We start from the raw sequence: 16,635 nt of genomic DNA on the forward strand, positions 1-16,635 counted from the left end.
CCCTATACAGCAAAGCGCCTGCCATTTTTAAATGACAGGCGCTTGCTTATTTATTATCTGTGAAATTTAAGAGGCTTTTTTAAGCACCACCTGATAAGCAGGTTCGGCTTTTAAACCGCGTTTTACAGTTGTTACAACAGATTCGCTGAATTTATCCTTTAATTTTCTAAATATTTCGAAGCTAAAAGCATCCTGCATAGGTAAATTATATTTTGCGATGGATGCCGGATGTAATTGCAAACTATCAACCGCCACTTTTAAATTCATGTGGTTAATATGGGTAAGGCCCGTTTCTTTATCGGTATCAAATACCACAAAGGTATCTATCAATTTGCCCTCGGCATCAATGTAGATCACTGATTCATGTTCGTTAAATGCTTTCATAATAGTGGATGTATTATAATAACCTTAACCAACAGTAAATGTTTTACTGTTTACATTAATTTACAACGAAATAAAAATCAAGTGATTTATATGACAAATCTATACGCCGCCAAATATAGAAAACCCTCCGTCAACACAAATCATAGAGCCGGTCACAAACTTAGATGCATCGCTAAGTAACCATACCAGCGCGCCAATCAACTCGTCTGGGTTACCGAAACGTTTGAATGGTGTTTGATTGATAGCCAGCTGGCCTCTTTGGGTATAACCACCCTCCGGAGTGGTGAGCAGATTACGGTTTTGCTCGGTAATGAAAAAGCCCGGAGCAAGCGCATTCATGCGAATAGCATCGCCATAACGATTGGCCAGTTCAACGGCAAACCACTGGTTATAACAATCAACCGCGGCCTTGCCAATGTTGTAGCCCAGCACCTTGGTTATGGCGCGTTTAGAGTTCATAGACGAAATATTTACTATGCTGCCCCTGCCTGTTTCTGCAATAGCCTCGCCAAAAACCTGGGTTGGAATAATGGTTCCCCAAGTGTTAAGGTCCATCACGCTTTTCATTCCTGCAATGTTCATTTTAAAAATATCTTCGTCGGGTTGCAATACGCCTTGCGGCATATTACCTCCGGCTCCATTCACCAAGCCGTCCAGCCTGCCAAAGGTATTCAGCAATTTGATTTTGGCTGTCTGAAGTTCGGCCTCGTTTAAAACATCGGCAACAAGTGCAACTGCTTTACCACCGTTTTTGTTGATGGCATCGGCCCGTTCCTCAGCTATGGCAGCATTTCGACCCAAAATACCAACTGCACCGCCAGCTTCAACAATGCCATTTACAAACGAGTTACCCAATATGCCTGTACCGCCCGTAACAACGATTACCTTACCGGCTAATGAAAAGTTATTTTCCAATGTGTTTATGTTTTATGTTGATGAGTTTATCGAAGATCTGTTATAGCAATGGGGTCCATATCCGTATAATCGAGATTTTCACCCGCCATACCCCATATAAAACTATAGCTCGCCGTACCGCTGCCCGAGTGGATACTCCAGGGAGGCGAAACTACCGCATCATAATTATCAAGGGTAATATGCCTTGTTTCGTCACCCTCGCCCATATAATGAAAAATCTTTTGCCCCTCAGGTACATCGAAATAAAAATAAGCCTCCATCCGGCGGTCATGTACATGAGCGGGCATGGTATTCCAAACGCTGCCATCATGCAAAATGGTAAGTCCCATTACCAACTGGCAGCTTTTTATCCCTTCCAGGTGAATGTATTTATTTATGGTTCGATAATTTGCTGTTGATGCCGAGCCAAGTGTTACCTTAACTGCATCGGCATTGGTTAATAACGTAGTTGGATGCGTTGCATGTGCGGGTGCCGAAAGCAGGTAAAATACCGCGGGCGTTGCGCTGTTGTTACTGGAAAATGTTACGTTTTTTGTCCCCTTGCCAATGTACAGGCAATCCAGCTTTTTGAGTTCGAAAGTTTGCCCGTCTGCTATAACCGTGCCATCGCCGGCCACGTTGATGATTCCTATTTCCCGGCGTTCCAGAAAATAATCTGCACGCAGGTTAGGGTAATTGGGTAGTGCTAATTCTTTATCTGTTGGATTGGCAAAACCTACGATCATCCTGTCGTAATGGGTATAGGTACAGTTTATCCGGCCCGGTTGTACCTGTTTATCAATCAAAAACCGCTCGCGTATACGTGCAGTTTGGTAGATTTTAAAGTCTTCGGGATGTACACTGTGTAATACTTTCAAAGCGCTAATGATTTGCAGGCATAATAGATATGCAATTTTACAACCTTAACAGGTATTTTAAAAACAAAGCACACTATTTCTACTCCAACGTTATAGTGTACGTTCGGGATAACTCAATTGCTCTTAATAATAATGTTTACTTAAAACTTTCGGGTTTGAACAGCACCTTACCATCGCGTTTTATTTGCCACGCCGTTATGGGATTCATATGATAGCCACTTGCACTAATGCCACGGGCTTCAATCAGTTGCCGTAGGGTTGGCTGAATGTAATTGGTTTCGTCTATAGCGCGGCTCAAAATCTCGGTTTCATCACCCCGCCATTGCCAAAGGTGCCTGAAATAAGTATGGGCTTTATCCAGTACGGGCTCCTGAAGGTTGGTAGCATTCCAGCTTTTACCGGCATCGGTACTTACTTCAACCTTGATGATTTTACCCCTGCCAGACCATGCTATACCCCTTATCTCCACCCAACCACGCTCCAACTGGTTAGGATAAGCCGGATAAGTAATGATCGACCGTGCATCCATCTCAAAGCTAAACTGCCTTATTTTGTCTTTTACAGGGTAGGTATATTTTGATGTTTCTTCGCGGGTCATGAAGGGCTGGTCTGAAAGTTCTACCCTGCGGATCCATTTTACATTGGTGTTACCCTCCCAGCCGGGCAATAACAATCTGGCCGGATACCCTTGCTCGGGCCGGATGGCTTCGCCGTTTTGGGCATATACGATCATGGCATCGTCCCAGCCCTTTTTTACCGGGATGCTGCGGGTTAATAAGGCAGCATCTGATCCTTCGGCTAAAAACCATGTCGCTTTGGGCTCAACTCCCACTTCTCTGAACAGGGTTGACAACATTACCCCTGTCCATTCGCTTTGACTGGTAAGGCCGCAGATCTCCTGCGGGGTCATGGTTTCTTTGCTTGTTCTGAAATTACCAGAGCATTCTAAAAAGCAGGTGCGGGTTACCGACGGGAACCTTTTCAGGTCGGACAGTTTGAACACCATAGGCTTACCAACCATGCCATGGATCAAAAGTTCATATTTATCCGGGTCGATAACCGGCACACCTGCGTGATGCCTTTCGTAATGCAGATCAGACGGGGTAATGGTACCGTACAGATCCTGCAACGGCGTACGGGATGAAGTATCGGAAGTTAAGCGTACCGGTTTTTCAAACAATGAGCGTTTGCCTACCGTACTCGGCCCTGCTCCGGTTATTTTAGTGGGGTCACCGTTTTTTATTAATGTTTGAGCACCGGCAGTTTGCACCCACTTAGTTAAAGACGATTGCAGTAATACAATTGCCGTAGTAGCCGCGCCACCGAGCAAAAACCGCCTGCTGATCTTATTTTTAACCGGTTCTTCTCCGGGCTTTTCTATTGGTTCATCCATAAAACTGCTTTAACATCAACGGACTTCAGGGCCTCCCCTGCGGTCATCAGGAATAAATAATTTACGGGCAGGCATATTTATCTTGTACAGGTTATGCGCATTTATAACCATATCTGGCTTGATGATATTATTCGCGCTCAACAGGTACGCGGTAATACTATATACCTCATTATTTGTTAAAGAACCCGGCGCATTATAAGGCATCGCCCTGCGTACATAGTCAAAAATGGTGGTGGCATAGGGCCAGTAATTACCTATCGTTTTAATTTTAGATATGCTGTCGCTCGCCAGTTCCGGGGCTGGTAACTTTTCGCCAGCGGCAGCTTTACCGTTTGCACCGTGACAGGATGCGCATTTAGTTATATAAATAACATTTCCTTCCTTCGGCGTACCTAAGCCAGGCGGCAAGCCTGTCCCATTTGGTAGAATAGCAATAGCTACGGAATCTATCTGTTGTTCTGTTGCCACTTTGCCAAAGCTAAAGGTTGATGGCCATTTGGAGGTGTCGGCAGTAATAGTTTGCCTGGGCAAACTATTACTGCTTTTAAACCCGGTTGTACCAAGTAGCAATAGCAGCATAGCGCTTGCCATTACCACAACATAACGGTTCATTAACCCCCAATGCGTTTTCATTTATCAGAATAAAATAAAGGCTATGGCCAGCGTAATAAATATGTTGAAAGTTTGCGCAATCAAGAACGCGTATAGCGGCTTCTTGCTGTTTTGGCTAAACAATTCGGCAAAATTGGTCTCTAAACCGATGCTGGTAAAGGCAAGGGCAAACCATAAGCCCTGCAGGTTCTTCAAACTATCTTTAACCAGAGCCGAGGTTGCAGGTGTTATAAAAAACGAGAACAATACTGATGCACCTATAAAGCCCAAAACAAACTTGGGGAAACGCTCCCAAATTACTTTAAGTGTAGGCTTTTTATCGGCTTCCTTACCAGCGGGATGTTTGGTGTAGGTCCAGTATATAGAGATGGCGAAAGCGGCAATACCCAGCAATACGTTTTGTGAGAATTTTACGATGGTGCTTATTTTAAGAGCAACCTCGCCGACTAATGAACCCGACGCCACAACGGCACCGGTTGTATCAATACTGCCCCCAAGCCACGCGCCGGTCACCTTTTCCGGAAAATGAAAATAATGGGCTATGATGGGCATAAATATCATCATGGGCACCGCCGTGATTAATACCATTGATATTACATAGGATAGCTTTTTTGAATCGCCTTTGATGGCGCCTGCGGTTGCTATGGCCGCCGATACCCCGCAGATGGATACCGCACTGGAGATCATCATAGCGATTTCATCATCTACCTTTAATTTTTTACACACCCAAAAGGCAAAATACCATACAGATGTTACTACCAGCAGCGCCTGGATCAATCCTAACGAGCCGGCTTTCAATATATCAGAAAATATTACACTGGTACCCAGCAATATCAACCCAACTTTTACATAAAGCTCTGTTGACAACGCAGCTTTAAACCACTCGGGCAGTTTAACAAAATTGCCGATAAGTAAACCGATGCCGAGGCTAAATATCACCGCCTCGATGCCGTAAGCTTTGGCATGTACATTGCCTGCTATTATGAGCGCCACTATGGTGAGGATATAAACAATTGGGAATACGATTACATAATTCTTCAGCGATTTGCCCGTAAGCAGCGCGCCAACACCGGCTATTACAAATACAAACAAGAATTGGATACCTATAATGGCAAGATTACCGGCTTTGAACACATTTGTAAAAAGCTGATCGGTATCCTTCCATGCAAATACAGGCACGGTGAGTACCAGGCCGCCGATGGTTAACAGGATTACCAGCGAACCGAGGATAACAACCGCCCAATCTTCATGGAGGGTTAATTTTTTAGTTAATGACATAATTGTTTTTGGTGGATTTTATATGATATGGTTAATAATTTGTATTTAATGTGATTTGTATTAGTACTTACCTGCCTGCAATTTACTGTCTGTAAGAGCATATTTTTTGTTCACCCTATCCAACACCACGTAAATTGAATCTTTATGTTCGTTAATGCCTGTCAGGATAACATGGCTGCCATCGGTAGTTGAATAATTCAGGATCATGTGGTTGCGTTTCCGTTCGGCTTTCAATTCTTCAGGAATACCTTTTTCGCGACGCGTTGATTGGGCAAGCGGATCAATTGCGGCTATCTCATTCCGGATATTGGCACGGGCACCTGCAGGGATCCAGTCCTTTTTATCGCCTTTGCCTTTTTTGTTGGCGGCACGCTGGTTGCCGTCTTTATTTTTTCCTTTACCCCTGTCGCGGCGGTTGGCTGCTACATTTTTATCCTGCAGATAAAGAGTATGGTTCACGGTATCCGCCTCATAATAAAATACGCGCTGACCGCCGGCTACACCGGTAAGTTCAAAAGTACGGTTGATATCGCGCATGGGAGAACCACCACCATTGGAAAGATCGAGCACAACGGGTTTGTTTACTTTATAGGTGAGTGTTGACCATTTTTCGAACGTAGCCTCGCTCCATCGCACTGAATCAAGCGGCGAGTATGGAATTTCCTGCCCGTTAATTTTAAAGGTGGTTACATTATAATTACCCCGCAATTGTTTTATACCACTCATGGCTGGTTGCTTATAAGGATCATACCTGAAATTGGTGTACTGCACCCAAAACAATACGACTAAAAACACCCAGATGGTAGCCACCTTTAAAACTATGCGGGTATACTTTAACCACTTTTTTGAAAAGGACGGGTAAAAATTAACCGGTACGGTATAACGCTCCAAAATGAGCAGGTTATACAATTTAGGCACATCATAAATGATCAAAAATGCCGCGAAAAGCACAAAGTATGAGGCATAAACATGCACCCCACCATCGTACGAGAAATTCACAAAAGTTATATCGCCTAAGGCACCAAACAGCAATATGGCACCCAATAAAGTGGTACGTCTGAAAAATAGCAACGCACCCGCAGCCACCTCTACTATCCCCGCAAAAACCTGGTACCAGGGCACTATCCCTATGGAAAGCCAATAAATTTTCTGTGCTGTAAGGTCACCAAAATTTGTGTTGAGCAAACCTAACGACGGATAAGGCAATTGCACGGGAAATAATTTGGTAAACCCAAAACCAATAATGCCGATACCCGCGCGGTAACGCACAATTACCCTAAGCCAGTAATACAGCGTATTGTAGGTTAATCTTTTACGGTCAATGGCAGTCCATATTAAACCGCCAATTATGCCGATAACCAATACTGCCAGCCAATCGGCATAGCCCATCAGGTTATATGCCGGGGTTTGGAATCTTACTAAAGAAGGCTGAAACCGTGCAATATCATACAAATCGCGGTAATGCAGGTGAAGCCAGTTTATGCCCACGATATTCTTATACCACTCGGCAGTAGTGGGGATGCTCATTACTACAAAAAACACAAAAGCAATACGGAACAACACTTTTTGATAGCCTTTCCATGGTTTTGCGGGCGGGGTACTTTTGCCTGTAGAAGCTGTTTCAGTTTGATCACGATTAACGGACTGTTCAGATGTTGAAACGTTAGGATATATTTCTGTTGACATGATAAATCTTCTTTTAAGGTTATAATTTAATGGCCTTGTTACGCCCTGCGGCCGCTTCTTTTATCAGGTATTTCTTATCTACCTTGTTCAAAACAGCATAAACCGAATCCCTGCCGTTTAATCCTGTTAATATCAGATCATTGTCATTCGGTTTGGTGAAATGCAGCACCAGTTTATCACCAGGATAATTATGGTTTTTATTTTGGAGAATGAGCGACTGGTTAGCCTCATCAACACGGTAGCTGTAATATTGCCTGCCAATTGAGCCAGCCTCTTCATAACTGCGCTCGGCATCCTTGTCGTTAATTTCTTCGGTTACCGCCGAATCTATTTTAATAGATTTATTAGTGCCAATGCTAATAGTTGCCCATTTCTCAAAAACAACATTTTTCCACCTTGTGGTATCCGTAGCCGAGTAAGGTAACGAGGCGCTGTTAATCTTAAATTCACTAACGTCGTAGTATCCGGCAGCGTCTTTCAAACCCGCAGTTTGTGGATATTGATATACATCATGATGGTATGCCGACCATGTTTTATAGCCGTATAAAAACACAAAAAAGAAAATGAAAATCGTTTTTAAAACAAGCCTGTTCCGTTTTAAAGTTGCGGTAAAAGTTGGTCTGAACCTGCCGGGTTGTACGGGGCGCTCCAACCCTATCAGAACAAACAACCGCACCAAATCAAAGATTAATAAAAACAAACCTAATGAGATCAGATATAGGCTGTAAATGGCTTCCCCACCTTCATAAGCGAGGTTAGACATAAACACATTCCCTGTAAAAATAACCACCAGCAGCGCACCAATGGTTGATGTTTTCCGGAAAAATAATAACGAACCAGCAAATATCTCCACCAAGCCTAAAAACGACTCATAATTAGGAACAATGCCCAGGCTTAGCGAAAACAGTTTCCAGCGGCTAAATTCGCCGTAATGGGTATTCAGATTGCTGATCGACGGATATGGCGATTGCAATGGAAAAAACTTAATAAACCCATAAGCAATGATGCCTATGGCCAAACGGTAACGCACTATTATTCTTATCCAGTAATACAACTTATCGTAGTTAGTTACAGTTTTATCCCTGTAGCTCCAGATAATTGCGCCAACGATAGCTATGAATAGCAGAACCAGCCAATCAGCATAAGTATTTAAACCCCATCCGGTAGCAGAACCTTTGGTGAAAATCTGTGGCGTGTATCTGCTGATGTAAAATATGTCGCTAAAGCGCAGGTGTAACCAATTTATGGAAAACAGGTTACGATAAAACTTCCAATCGAGCGGTACTGCCTGAAGAAAAAAATAAATTGAAAAAATGCGAAAAGCCCACTTTTCGTATCCTTTCCAATCATCGTTGGATAATGATCCTTGTAGTGCATTCATTGTTTGGTTTGTTTATGGTGGTAATTTATGACGCCGGGGGCAGGTTCGAACTGCCGTAAAGGGTTTTGCAGACCCGCACTTAGCCACTCAGTCACCCGGCTTTGTTGTTTGTTTTCTTAGTTCCCCTCTTGTGAGGGGGCGCGGTGGGATAGTGCGTTGGAGAGATGTGTTTCTGCCTTGGCTTCACCAATAAACACACCCCTCCCCCCTCTCAAGAGGGGAATCGCACAGCCCTCGCTGCTTGTCTTTCATTTAATTACTCGCCGCCGGTTTTGCAGCAGGTTTCTCTATCAATGCTTTACGGTTTAGCAGATCGAATTTTTCACCTTTTTTCAGGTAATAAAATGGCCCGTTATTGCCAGAGTCGCTGGAAATATTTTTCACAGTGCCGGCAAAATTGTTGGCATCGTAAATGGCAACGTAAGATGCGCCTATCACTTCAAAATTATTTTGATGAACCACTATCGCGGTGCTTTCATCTATACCGATACCCAAAAGATCCGGGCGGGTTTTGATAAAGCTCAACAGATCAAACTGGCGATTACGTTTAAGGATGTGCTGATCTATGGCTACGTTATGAATAAAATCTAATCCCTGGATATGGTCGCCTACTAAAACGGTATTGCCCTTGGTATCGCCACGAAACAGGTACGAACCCTGGATAGTTGCCCCGGCAGATGTACCGCCGATCACCCCGCCGCGATCAAGCAGCGCTTTAAATTCCTTTTGGGTAAGCGTACCCAAATAAGCATCGGCAATTTTCCATTGGCGGCCACCCTCAAACCAAACACCGGTGGCTTTACGGATTGGTTCTACAAATTTATCGGTGTTGGCAACTTTAGGGTCGCGGGTGTGTAAAGTGGTTACACTCTTAACGCCAAGTTCCTGTAGCTTTTTAACGGTATTGTTATTTTTTACTATTGTAGAATCATCACCGGCTGTAGGCACGTAAATGATACTGGCATTGGCACCGCCGGCAAGTTCAACAAACCTGGCCCATATCTCGGGACCAACGTTACCACCGCCAACAATAACCAGCGAACCTTTTTCTGGCCCTACGGGGTTTGCAGTTTGTGCAGATACCGAAGCGGTACCTGCAATAAACAATGCTAAAAGTTAATGAGTGATCTTTTTCATGCGATTTATGTTTTTTTGATTAATAACCAGGGTTAGGATCAAGATTTCCCGGATCGGCCAGCAACTCACTTGCAGGTATCGGGAACAGGTATTTGTTTACATCGGTTATGCCCAGTGCATCGGCAACCTTGCCCCGGCGTACCAGGTTAAACCAGCGGTCGGTTTCGAAAGGAAACTCTACTTGTCTTTCGGCATCAATAGCAATTAACAGGTCGGCTTTTGATGTTGGAGCTGCGGATGTAACACCGGCACGGGTACGTACGCTAACAAGGTCGGCAACCGCCGCATCAAAGTTATTATCCTGCTGGGCACGCGCTTCCGAACGGATAAGGTAAAGCTCAGCAAGGCGAATAACATAAGCCGGATCGGTACCCAGGGGATTACGGTAATATAATTTACCATACCATAAATTACCCGGAGGCGCGGTTTGCGCTATCAGTGCGCTCCTGTTGCCACCCACAGCCGGATTATTCAACAATGAAACCAGCGTTGACGACGGCGACCATTCTCTCCTGCCGCCCAATGCAGGTGGTAAAAACCATGTGCTATGTGTGTTTTTAAAAGATACGCTGTAAGCGATTTCAAATATAGATTCGGGGGTAGCTACCGCATTGTTTGCAAAAAACGAACTGTAAGGGCCAATGAGGCTGTAATTGGCATTATCGCCTATGATTTTGGTAGCATATTGCTCGGCAAGCGCCCATTGTTTGTTGTACAGGTAAAACCTTGCTTTAAGCGCCCATATTGTTTTTTGGGTAAAACGGTTACGATTGGTTGTTGCCGGCAAAAGTGTTTCGGCTGTGTTCAGATCACTCAAAACCTGTGCGTAAGTATCTGCAAGCGTACTGCGTTTAATACCTGCATGATCGCTTGGTGTATGGGTTGGTGTTAGTATAAGCTGTACTCCGCCCCAGCCACGTGCCAGGTCAAAGTAGGATAATGCGCGCGCTGCATAGGCTTCGCCTAAATATTGATTTTTAGTAGCCGTAACAAAAAGCGGATCGCTGATCTTTGGCACCGCTTCTAAAATGTAATTGGCCGATAGTATGGTTTTATAAATTGCTCCCCATGCCGAACCGATATAACTGTTATAAGCAGTTGTTTTGTGGGCCGAAATCTCCTGCGGGGCGGCCTGCGAACCTGTCCACACTACATCGCCACCGTACAGGTAGGATATGGCCGGAAAGTTGGAACCATAATAATTATCGTTACCAAGCGCGTTGTATAAACCATTTACGGCTGTCGCTGCGCTGGCGGCATTGGTAATGGCCTGTGATTCATCTACCTGCTGCTGAGGCTGCACATCCAGGAATTTATTGCAGGATGCAAGCAAGGCAAACAATGGAATTATATAGAGTAATTTTTTCATCTTTAAGCTGTTAAATAATTAAAAGGTGATGTTTGCGCCAACCTGTAAGGTGCGTGGTATTGGCGGCGTGCCTAAATCATAACCCTGTACATTGGCATCGGCAGTTACATTGATCTCAGGATCCGGGCCCTTGTATTTAGTCAGCAACCAAAGGTTTGATCCACTCACGTAAATACGCACGGATGATGCTTTGATCTTCTCGGCGATTAACTTAGGTAGCGTATAGCCAAGGTTTACGTTGCTCAGCCTCAAAAACGATCCGTTTTCAATAAAGCGGCTAACCGGGCTTAGGGTATAATTTGTACCTAAAGCGGTTAAGCGTGGCACATCAGTAACCTGACCGGGCGTTGTCCAGCGGTTAAGCTGATAGGTATCCATTGCCCTACGGTCATCGCGGGTACCGCCGCCTTCTAAGAAGTAAGCATTGTTATTATATACCTTATTGCCGTATTCAAAGTTGAAAAACACACTTAAATCAAAACCTTTGTAATTAACCGTATTGTTAAAGCCCCCGAAGAATTTTGGCAAACCGTTACCATCAATAACCTTATCGGCAGCAGTTACGGTTTTACCTGTGGTGCCATCTGCATGTTGGTACACAGGGTTACCATCCTGCAGATCAACATAAAGCTGTTTGTATACAAAGAAGGAGTTCATGCTGTATCCTTGCACCATCCGTACGGTGGCGTAAGAAGCGTCAATAGGTATAGGTAATTTTTCTATCTTATTAATATTGCGTGATATGTTTAAACTTGTTTGCCAGGTAAAATCCTCCTGTTTGATATTAGTACTATTGATGGTGATTTCGAAGCCTTTATTGCTCATTTCACCTGCATTTTTGATGATAGATGCATAGCCCGATGTTAAGGCTAACGGCAGATTAAGCAACAGGCCGGTGGTATATTTATCATACACGTTGAACTCTAAATTCAAGCGGCTGTTGAAAAACCCGGCATCTAAGCCCAGGTTTATCTGGCGGGTGGTTTCCCATTTCAAATCGGGATTGGCAAGCTGGTATGGCTGCGTACCCGGGTTATCCTGATAGTTATAGCCCGCAGACCATAGCCCCCTTGAGGCAAAATCTGGAATACCATTTTGGTTACCTGTTAAACCTATGCTACCGCGAATTTTAAGGTTACTCAGGAAAGATACATTCTTTAAAAAACCCTCTTCCTTGGCCTGCCAAGCTACACCCGCCGATGGGAAATATCCCCAGCGGTGATCTTTACCAAATTTGGATGATGCATCGGCCCTTAAATTACCTTCGATAAAATACTTGCCTGCATAGTTATAAGCTACCCTTGAAAAGAATGAGGACAGGTTATTTTTGCTTTGGTTTGATGTACCGGTAGTAGTAGCTGCCGACGCAATCTGCTGAAAAGAGTCATTCGGAAAATTGGTACCCTGTGCCTGGGTTTGCGAATTCACCCTACCCTGCACCGAGTTACCTACCAAGGCCGTAAAATAATTTTTGCTACCAAATACTTTGTTGTAGGTTAAGGTTTGCTCATTTGTCCAGGTAGATGAAGTACTTAAACTTGATGTACCCAGGTTATGATTGGCCGCCCCAAGGTTGGTGAGGCTGTTCCAGTACTGGTATTCGTCGTAAGTATTATAGTCAACGCTCCAGCTCGAACGGAACTTTAAATCGTGTGTAATGTTGGCATCCACATAAATATTACTGATTAACCGAGTGCTTTTAGAGTGCATATTGGTATTGTTGATCAGCACATCAAGGTTATCAAACCCAGCCCATTTGGCCGGGCTACCATCGGCATTTACCTTTGGTAAATACGTTGGCGTATGCAGCGCCGATTGCAAAATACCACCCTGCGGACCATCGCCCACACGTGCATTTGTACGGTATGATTGCGACAATAACGAGCTTGTACCAATACTAAACACATCGCTTATCTTTTGATCCAGGTTAAATTTAAAGCTGGCGCGACGATAATCATTAGTTTTCAGATCGGCCTGCTGGCTGTTGTAACCACCGCCCACATAATAGCGGGTTTTATCGTTACCACCCGTAACCGAAGCATCGTAATTTTGAATAAAGCCGGTACGGAACACATCGTGCAAACGATCATAAGTAGGCTGATCCTGCGGTAAGCCGCGGGCAGCGGGTGTACCTGTAGGGTTATCTGTTAAAGCCCTGAACGGAAGATTTTTATAGGTATTTATAGCAGCGGTGTTGCCGGTAGCTATAGCCTCGGCTTCGGTGTTTCGGTAAAGTTCGTTAACCAATTCAGCATGTTCCGGGCCGGTAACCAGGTCCCAAAGCTTAGGTGCTTTAGCCGCGCCGAAATAGGTATTGAAGCTAACTTTTGGTGCTGTATTATATTTGCCTCGTTTGGTGGTGATGAGCACCACTCCATTGGCGGCACGGGCACCATATATAGCGGTTGCGTCTGCATCTTTTAATATACTGATGCTTTCAATATCTGCAGGGTTAATATCGGCAAGTGGGTTATTTGCCTGCCCCTGCGTGGTTATTTTTTGCAACGACTGGCTATTGATAAATACACCGTCTATCACGTATAAGGGATCATTACCCGCATTGATGGACGTACTGCCACGGATGCGAAAAAACAAACCATCGCCAGGGATACCTGTACCTGCAGATACCTGTACACCAGAGGCTTTACCTTGTAATTGCTGATCGAAACTTGCAACCGGCCGGTTTTTTATTTCATCGGCATTTACCGTTGTTACAGAACCGGTAAGCGATTTGCGGCTTTGCGTACCGTAACCAACAACTACCACATCGTTTAATGATTTAACAGATTCTTTCAGTAAAATTTGCACTGGGCTTCCGTTTGCTACAAATTCTTGCTTTTCATACCCTATGTAGGTAATTACCAGGGTGTACGGAAACTTTTGGCCCGTTACAAAAGAAAATTTACCATCGCGATCTGTTGATACCGAATGTGTTGTACCCAGTATAAGTACACCGGCACCTACTAATGGTTCTTTAGAAGCAGCATCAAGTACTACGCCGTTAAGGTGTGAATTAATGGTTGGCGGTGGCTCGGTTTGCGCCATTGATATTAAGGGAACCGAAAGTAGTATAATGAGCTTAAGCAGCTTTTTATAAAAAGGAAAGGCATGGATAGATATTTCCATATATTTAACAGGTTTTATTAATAATTTATTGTTCGTAAAACTTGATGGAAGGTCAGTGAGTGATTGGCGTTACGTATCTGATCTTTCCAAATAAAAACCGGCAAGGCTTCCTTGCCGGTTTTTTGTACATGTAATTATTTCATTTTAGGGGATTTTATTAACATAGTAATACCATTAAAAGCTATTGACTTTTTTAATTTTCTGAAGCCGTTACTTGCAAAACGACTGTACCTGAAAAGGGAATTTAATACTTAAAGAATGGCCCACATGCAACAACAGCACATGACAAATGCTTTACATGAGGATAGCATTGTATTGTTGTTTTTAAATTCTGTTGATCCGCTCTCGGAAGTTTTCATCACTTCGTATATTTCTTTTTGACGCGACAAACATATAAATTAATTTAAAGACTACCAAATCCATAGACAAAATATATTTAATGTATAAAACTTGTTACAGAAGCAATCCTGCAATTACTATTACGCAGCTTCATTATCCCGATAATTCATTTTAATTTTAGGCTTAAAAAACATAAGTTTGAGGTTCATAAAACCAATTACCACTTAATGAGCAAGGCCAGCAACCTATCAACCGTTCCATCGTTTATACGCAACACGGTAGCCAATATTCACCCATTAAATCATACTTTTTTAATTCATAAGGTTAAAGACACCTGGGTAGAAATAAGCTACGGCGAAGCCCTTGAAAAGATCGATGCTATATCGGCCTGGTTACTTAACCTTGGCATTCAAAAAGGCGATCGCCTTTCCCTTATTATTGAAAATGGCCCCAATTATGTTTATTACGACCAGGCCCTGCAGCAGATAGGTGCTATAAATACGTCCATCTACCCCACCCTTACCGAAAGTGAGATGGAATATATCTTGAATGATTCTGGTGCTAAAACCATCATCGCAGGTACTCCTTTCCTATTTCGTAAAGTACTTAAAATTGCCAATAACTGCCCCGAGCTTATCCGCATTATACCCGCCTTTGAAGATTTTGAAAAGTTTAGCGATAAGATAGCACTTAATGCAGGCGTAGTAGGCTTAAACCAGGTAATCAGCGAAGGCCTTAGTTTAGTTGAACAATACCGCCCGGCAATTAACGCAGCCCGCGAGGCCATCTTAGCTACAGATATTTCATGCCTTATTTATACATCGGGCACCACCGGCATACCAAAAGGTGTAATGCTTACGCACTATAACCTTACCGAAAACGTAACCAACAGCCTTATCCAAATTCCTTATGTAGAAAAAACAGATAGGTTCTTGTCGTTTTTGCCCCTATCACACGTATTTGAGCGCACTATATACCATATAGCCATTTATACAGGTTCGCAAATTGCTTTTGCCCAAAGCCTGGAACTACTGGCAAAAAATATGGAAGAAATGCAGCCTACCATTTTATGCTGCGTACCGCGTTTATTGGAGCGCATACATGATAAAGCCATTAAAAATGGGATGTCGGCAGGCGGCATTAAAACAAAAATATTTTCATGGGCGCTGGAGATCGGTAAAAAATACCGCATAGTACAGGAGGCCGGCAAAACACCAAATATTATCCTAAGTACCGAACAAAAGATTGCTGAGAAACTGGTATTCAGCAAAATAAAGGCAAAAACCGGCGGTCGATTAAAATTCATGGTATCGGGCGGTGGCGCGTTACCAAAAAACATAGGCGAATTTTTCGGCGATCTGGGGATTACCATACTGGAAGGTTTCGGGCTTACAGAAACGTCGCCAGTTATGGCCGTTACCGAGCGCCATAGGGTTATTTATGGCACTGTGGGCCGCATTATACCGGGTATTGAGGTGGCTATCCAAAACATTGATACCAAAGAAATTTATACCATACAAACCCACGATACTTTTAAGGAAGATCTGCTATCTGAAGAAGGCGAGATCATTGTGCGCGGGCATTGCGTAATGAAAGGGTACTGGAACAAACCCGAGGAAACAGCTACTGTTATTGATGCCGATAACTGGTTCCACACGGGCGATATCGGTCGCTTTTTTCGCGGAAACCTGCAAATTACTGATCGCCTTAAAAACATGTTGGTAAATGCTTACGGTAAAAACATCTACCCCACGCCGGTAGAGAACACTTATCTGAAAAGCCCTAAAATTGAACAGATCTTTTTGGTAGGCGACAAACGCGAATATATTACCGCCATCGTAATCCCAGGCAAAGAAACCTTGCAGGAAACCTTCGGACTTAAAAATGAGTTTTTTGAAAACCCGGATATATTTGTAGATGATAAGGAAATTATAGAATGGATTGGTCAGGATATCCGCAAATACAGCAACGAACTTGCTAAATTCGAGCGTATAAAGGCTTTCAAGGTAAAACGCAACCCATTCAGCATGGAAGAGGGAGAGATAACGCCCACCATGAAAGCCAAACGTAAAGTGATTGAGAAAAAATACGCCGCTGATATTGATGCCATGTACTTAGGCGAAGTTGAGGTGGATTGATTTGAAGATTTGAGAATTTG

The 16,635-nt window shown here is 43.6% G+C and carries 12 protein-coding genes and 1 tRNA gene; 1 reads left to right on the top strand and 12 read right to left on the bottom strand.

Going from position 1 to position 16,635, the window contains the following annotated elements; all coding sequences use genetic code 11:
- Positions 1 to 66 precede the first annotated feature (66 nt).
- The 12 genes from BLS59_RS03605 to BLS59_RS03660 form a co-directional block, all read right to left on the bottom strand.
- Entirely contained in the window at positions 67 to 384 is a 318-nt protein-coding gene (locus tag BLS59_RS03605) for a hypothetical protein (RefSeq protein ID WP_091144421.1), read from the bottom strand.
- A gap of 99 nt (positions 385 to 483) precedes the next feature.
- Entirely contained in the window at positions 484 to 1,299 is an 816-nt protein-coding gene (locus BLS59_RS03610) for an SDR family oxidoreductase (RefSeq protein WP_091144425.1), read from the bottom strand.
- Between the two features lie 26 nt (positions 1,300 to 1,325).
- Positions 1,326 to 2,156 (bottom strand): 5-dehydro-4-deoxy-D-glucuronate isomerase, encoded by an 831-nt coding sequence (gene kduI / locus BLS59_RS03615; protein ID WP_091144429.1) that lies wholly within the window; start codon positions 2,154 to 2,156, stop codon positions 1,326 to 1,328.
- A 136-nt stretch (positions 2,157 to 2,292) separates the two neighbouring features.
- A complete protein-coding gene (gene soxC / locus BLS59_RS03620; RefSeq protein ID WP_091144431.1) occupies positions 2,293 to 3,549 on the bottom strand; it encodes a sulfite dehydrogenase in 1,257 nt (418 codons plus the stop codon).
- Positions 3,550 to 3,564: 15 nt separating this feature from the next.
- On the bottom strand, positions 3,565 to 4,182 hold the full coding sequence (locus BLS59_RS03625; RefSeq protein ID WP_091144434.1) for a c-type cytochrome: 618 nt from the start codon (positions 4,180 to 4,182) through the stop codon (positions 3,565 to 3,567).
- Positions 4,183 to 4,185: 3 nt separating this feature from the next.
- On the bottom strand, positions 4,186 to 5,439 hold the full coding sequence (locus tag BLS59_RS03630) for a YeiH family protein (RefSeq protein WP_091144436.1): 1,254 nt from the start codon (positions 5,437 to 5,439) through the stop codon (positions 4,186 to 4,188).
- Positions 5,440 to 5,499: 60 nt separating this feature from the next.
- Positions 5,500 to 7,125: a hypothetical protein gene (locus BLS59_RS03635; RefSeq protein WP_162842549.1), complete on the bottom strand. Its 1,626-nt coding sequence runs from the start codon at positions 7,123 to 7,125 to the stop codon at positions 5,500 to 5,502.
- Between the two features lie 19 nt (positions 7,126 to 7,144).
- Positions 7,145 to 8,506: a hypothetical protein gene (locus BLS59_RS03640; RefSeq protein ID WP_091144440.1), complete on the bottom strand. Its 1,362-nt coding sequence runs from the start codon at positions 8,504 to 8,506 to the stop codon at positions 7,145 to 7,147.
- 30 nt (positions 8,507 to 8,536) lie between these two features.
- A tRNA-Cys gene (locus tag BLS59_RS03645) sits at positions 8,537 to 8,607 on the bottom strand.
- A gap of 151 nt (positions 8,608 to 8,758) precedes the next feature.
- On the bottom strand, positions 8,759 to 9,613 hold the full coding sequence (locus BLS59_RS03650) for a cyanophycinase (RefSeq protein ID WP_091144444.1): 855 nt from the start codon (positions 9,611 to 9,613) through the stop codon (positions 8,759 to 8,761).
- Positions 9,614 to 9,662: 49 nt separating this feature from the next.
- Positions 9,663 to 11,012, bottom strand: coding sequence for a RagB/SusD family nutrient uptake outer membrane protein (locus BLS59_RS03655; protein ID WP_091144448.1), 1,350 nt, complete (start codon positions 11,010 to 11,012; stop codon positions 9,663 to 9,665).
- A gap of 18 nt (positions 11,013 to 11,030) precedes the next feature.
- A complete protein-coding gene (locus BLS59_RS03660) occupies positions 11,031 to 14,138 on the bottom strand; it encodes a SusC/RagA family TonB-linked outer membrane protein (RefSeq protein ID WP_091144453.1) in 3,108 nt (1,035 codons plus the stop codon).
- Between the two features lie 566 nt (positions 14,139 to 14,704).
- Here BLS59_RS03660 and BLS59_RS03665 point away from each other — a divergent pair.
- On the top strand, positions 14,705 to 16,615 hold the full coding sequence (locus BLS59_RS03665) for an AMP-dependent synthetase/ligase (protein WP_091144455.1): 1,911 nt from the start codon (positions 14,705 to 14,707) through the stop codon (positions 16,613 to 16,615).
- Positions 16,616 to 16,635 lie beyond the last annotated feature (20 nt).

The sequence above is a fragment of the Mucilaginibacter pineti genome (assembly GCF_900101875.1).
Taxonomy (GTDB): Bacteria; Bacteroidota; Bacteroidia; order Sphingobacteriales; family Sphingobacteriaceae; genus Mucilaginibacter; species Mucilaginibacter pineti.

Bases quoted from the DNA above. Each gene is read 5' to 3' on its own strand.
- BLS59_RS03605 (WP_091144421.1), bottom strand. From the start codon at position 384: ATGAAAGCATTTAACGAACATGAATCAGTGATCTACATTGATGCCGAG.
- soxC (WP_091144431.1), bottom strand. From the start codon at position 3,549: ATGGATGAACCAATAGAAAAGCCCGGAGAAGAACCGGTTAAAAATAAG.
- BLS59_RS03625 (WP_091144434.1), bottom strand. From the start codon at position 4,182: ATGAAAACGCATTGGGGGTTAATGAACCGTTATGTTGTGGTAATGGCA.
- BLS59_RS03630 (WP_091144436.1), bottom strand. From the start codon at position 5,439: ATGTCATTAACTAAAAAATTAACCCTCCATGAAGATTGGGCGGTTGTT.
- BLS59_RS03635 (WP_162842549.1), bottom strand. From the start codon at position 7,125: ATGTCAACAGAAATATATCCTAACGTTTCAACATCTGAACAGTCCGTT.
- BLS59_RS03640 (WP_091144440.1), bottom strand. From the start codon at position 8,506: ATGAATGCACTACAAGGATCATTATCCAACGATGATTGGAAAGGATAC.
- BLS59_RS03655 (WP_091144448.1), bottom strand. From the start codon at position 11,012: ATGAAAAAATTACTCTATATAATTCCATTGTTTGCCTTGCTTGCATCC.
- BLS59_RS03660 (WP_091144453.1), bottom strand. From the start codon at position 14,138: ATGGAAATATCTATCCATGCCTTTCCTTTTTATAAAAAGCTGCTTAAG.
- BLS59_RS03665 (WP_091144455.1), top strand. From the start codon at position 14,705: ATGAGCAAGGCCAGCAACCTATCAACCGTTCCATCGTTTATACGCAAC.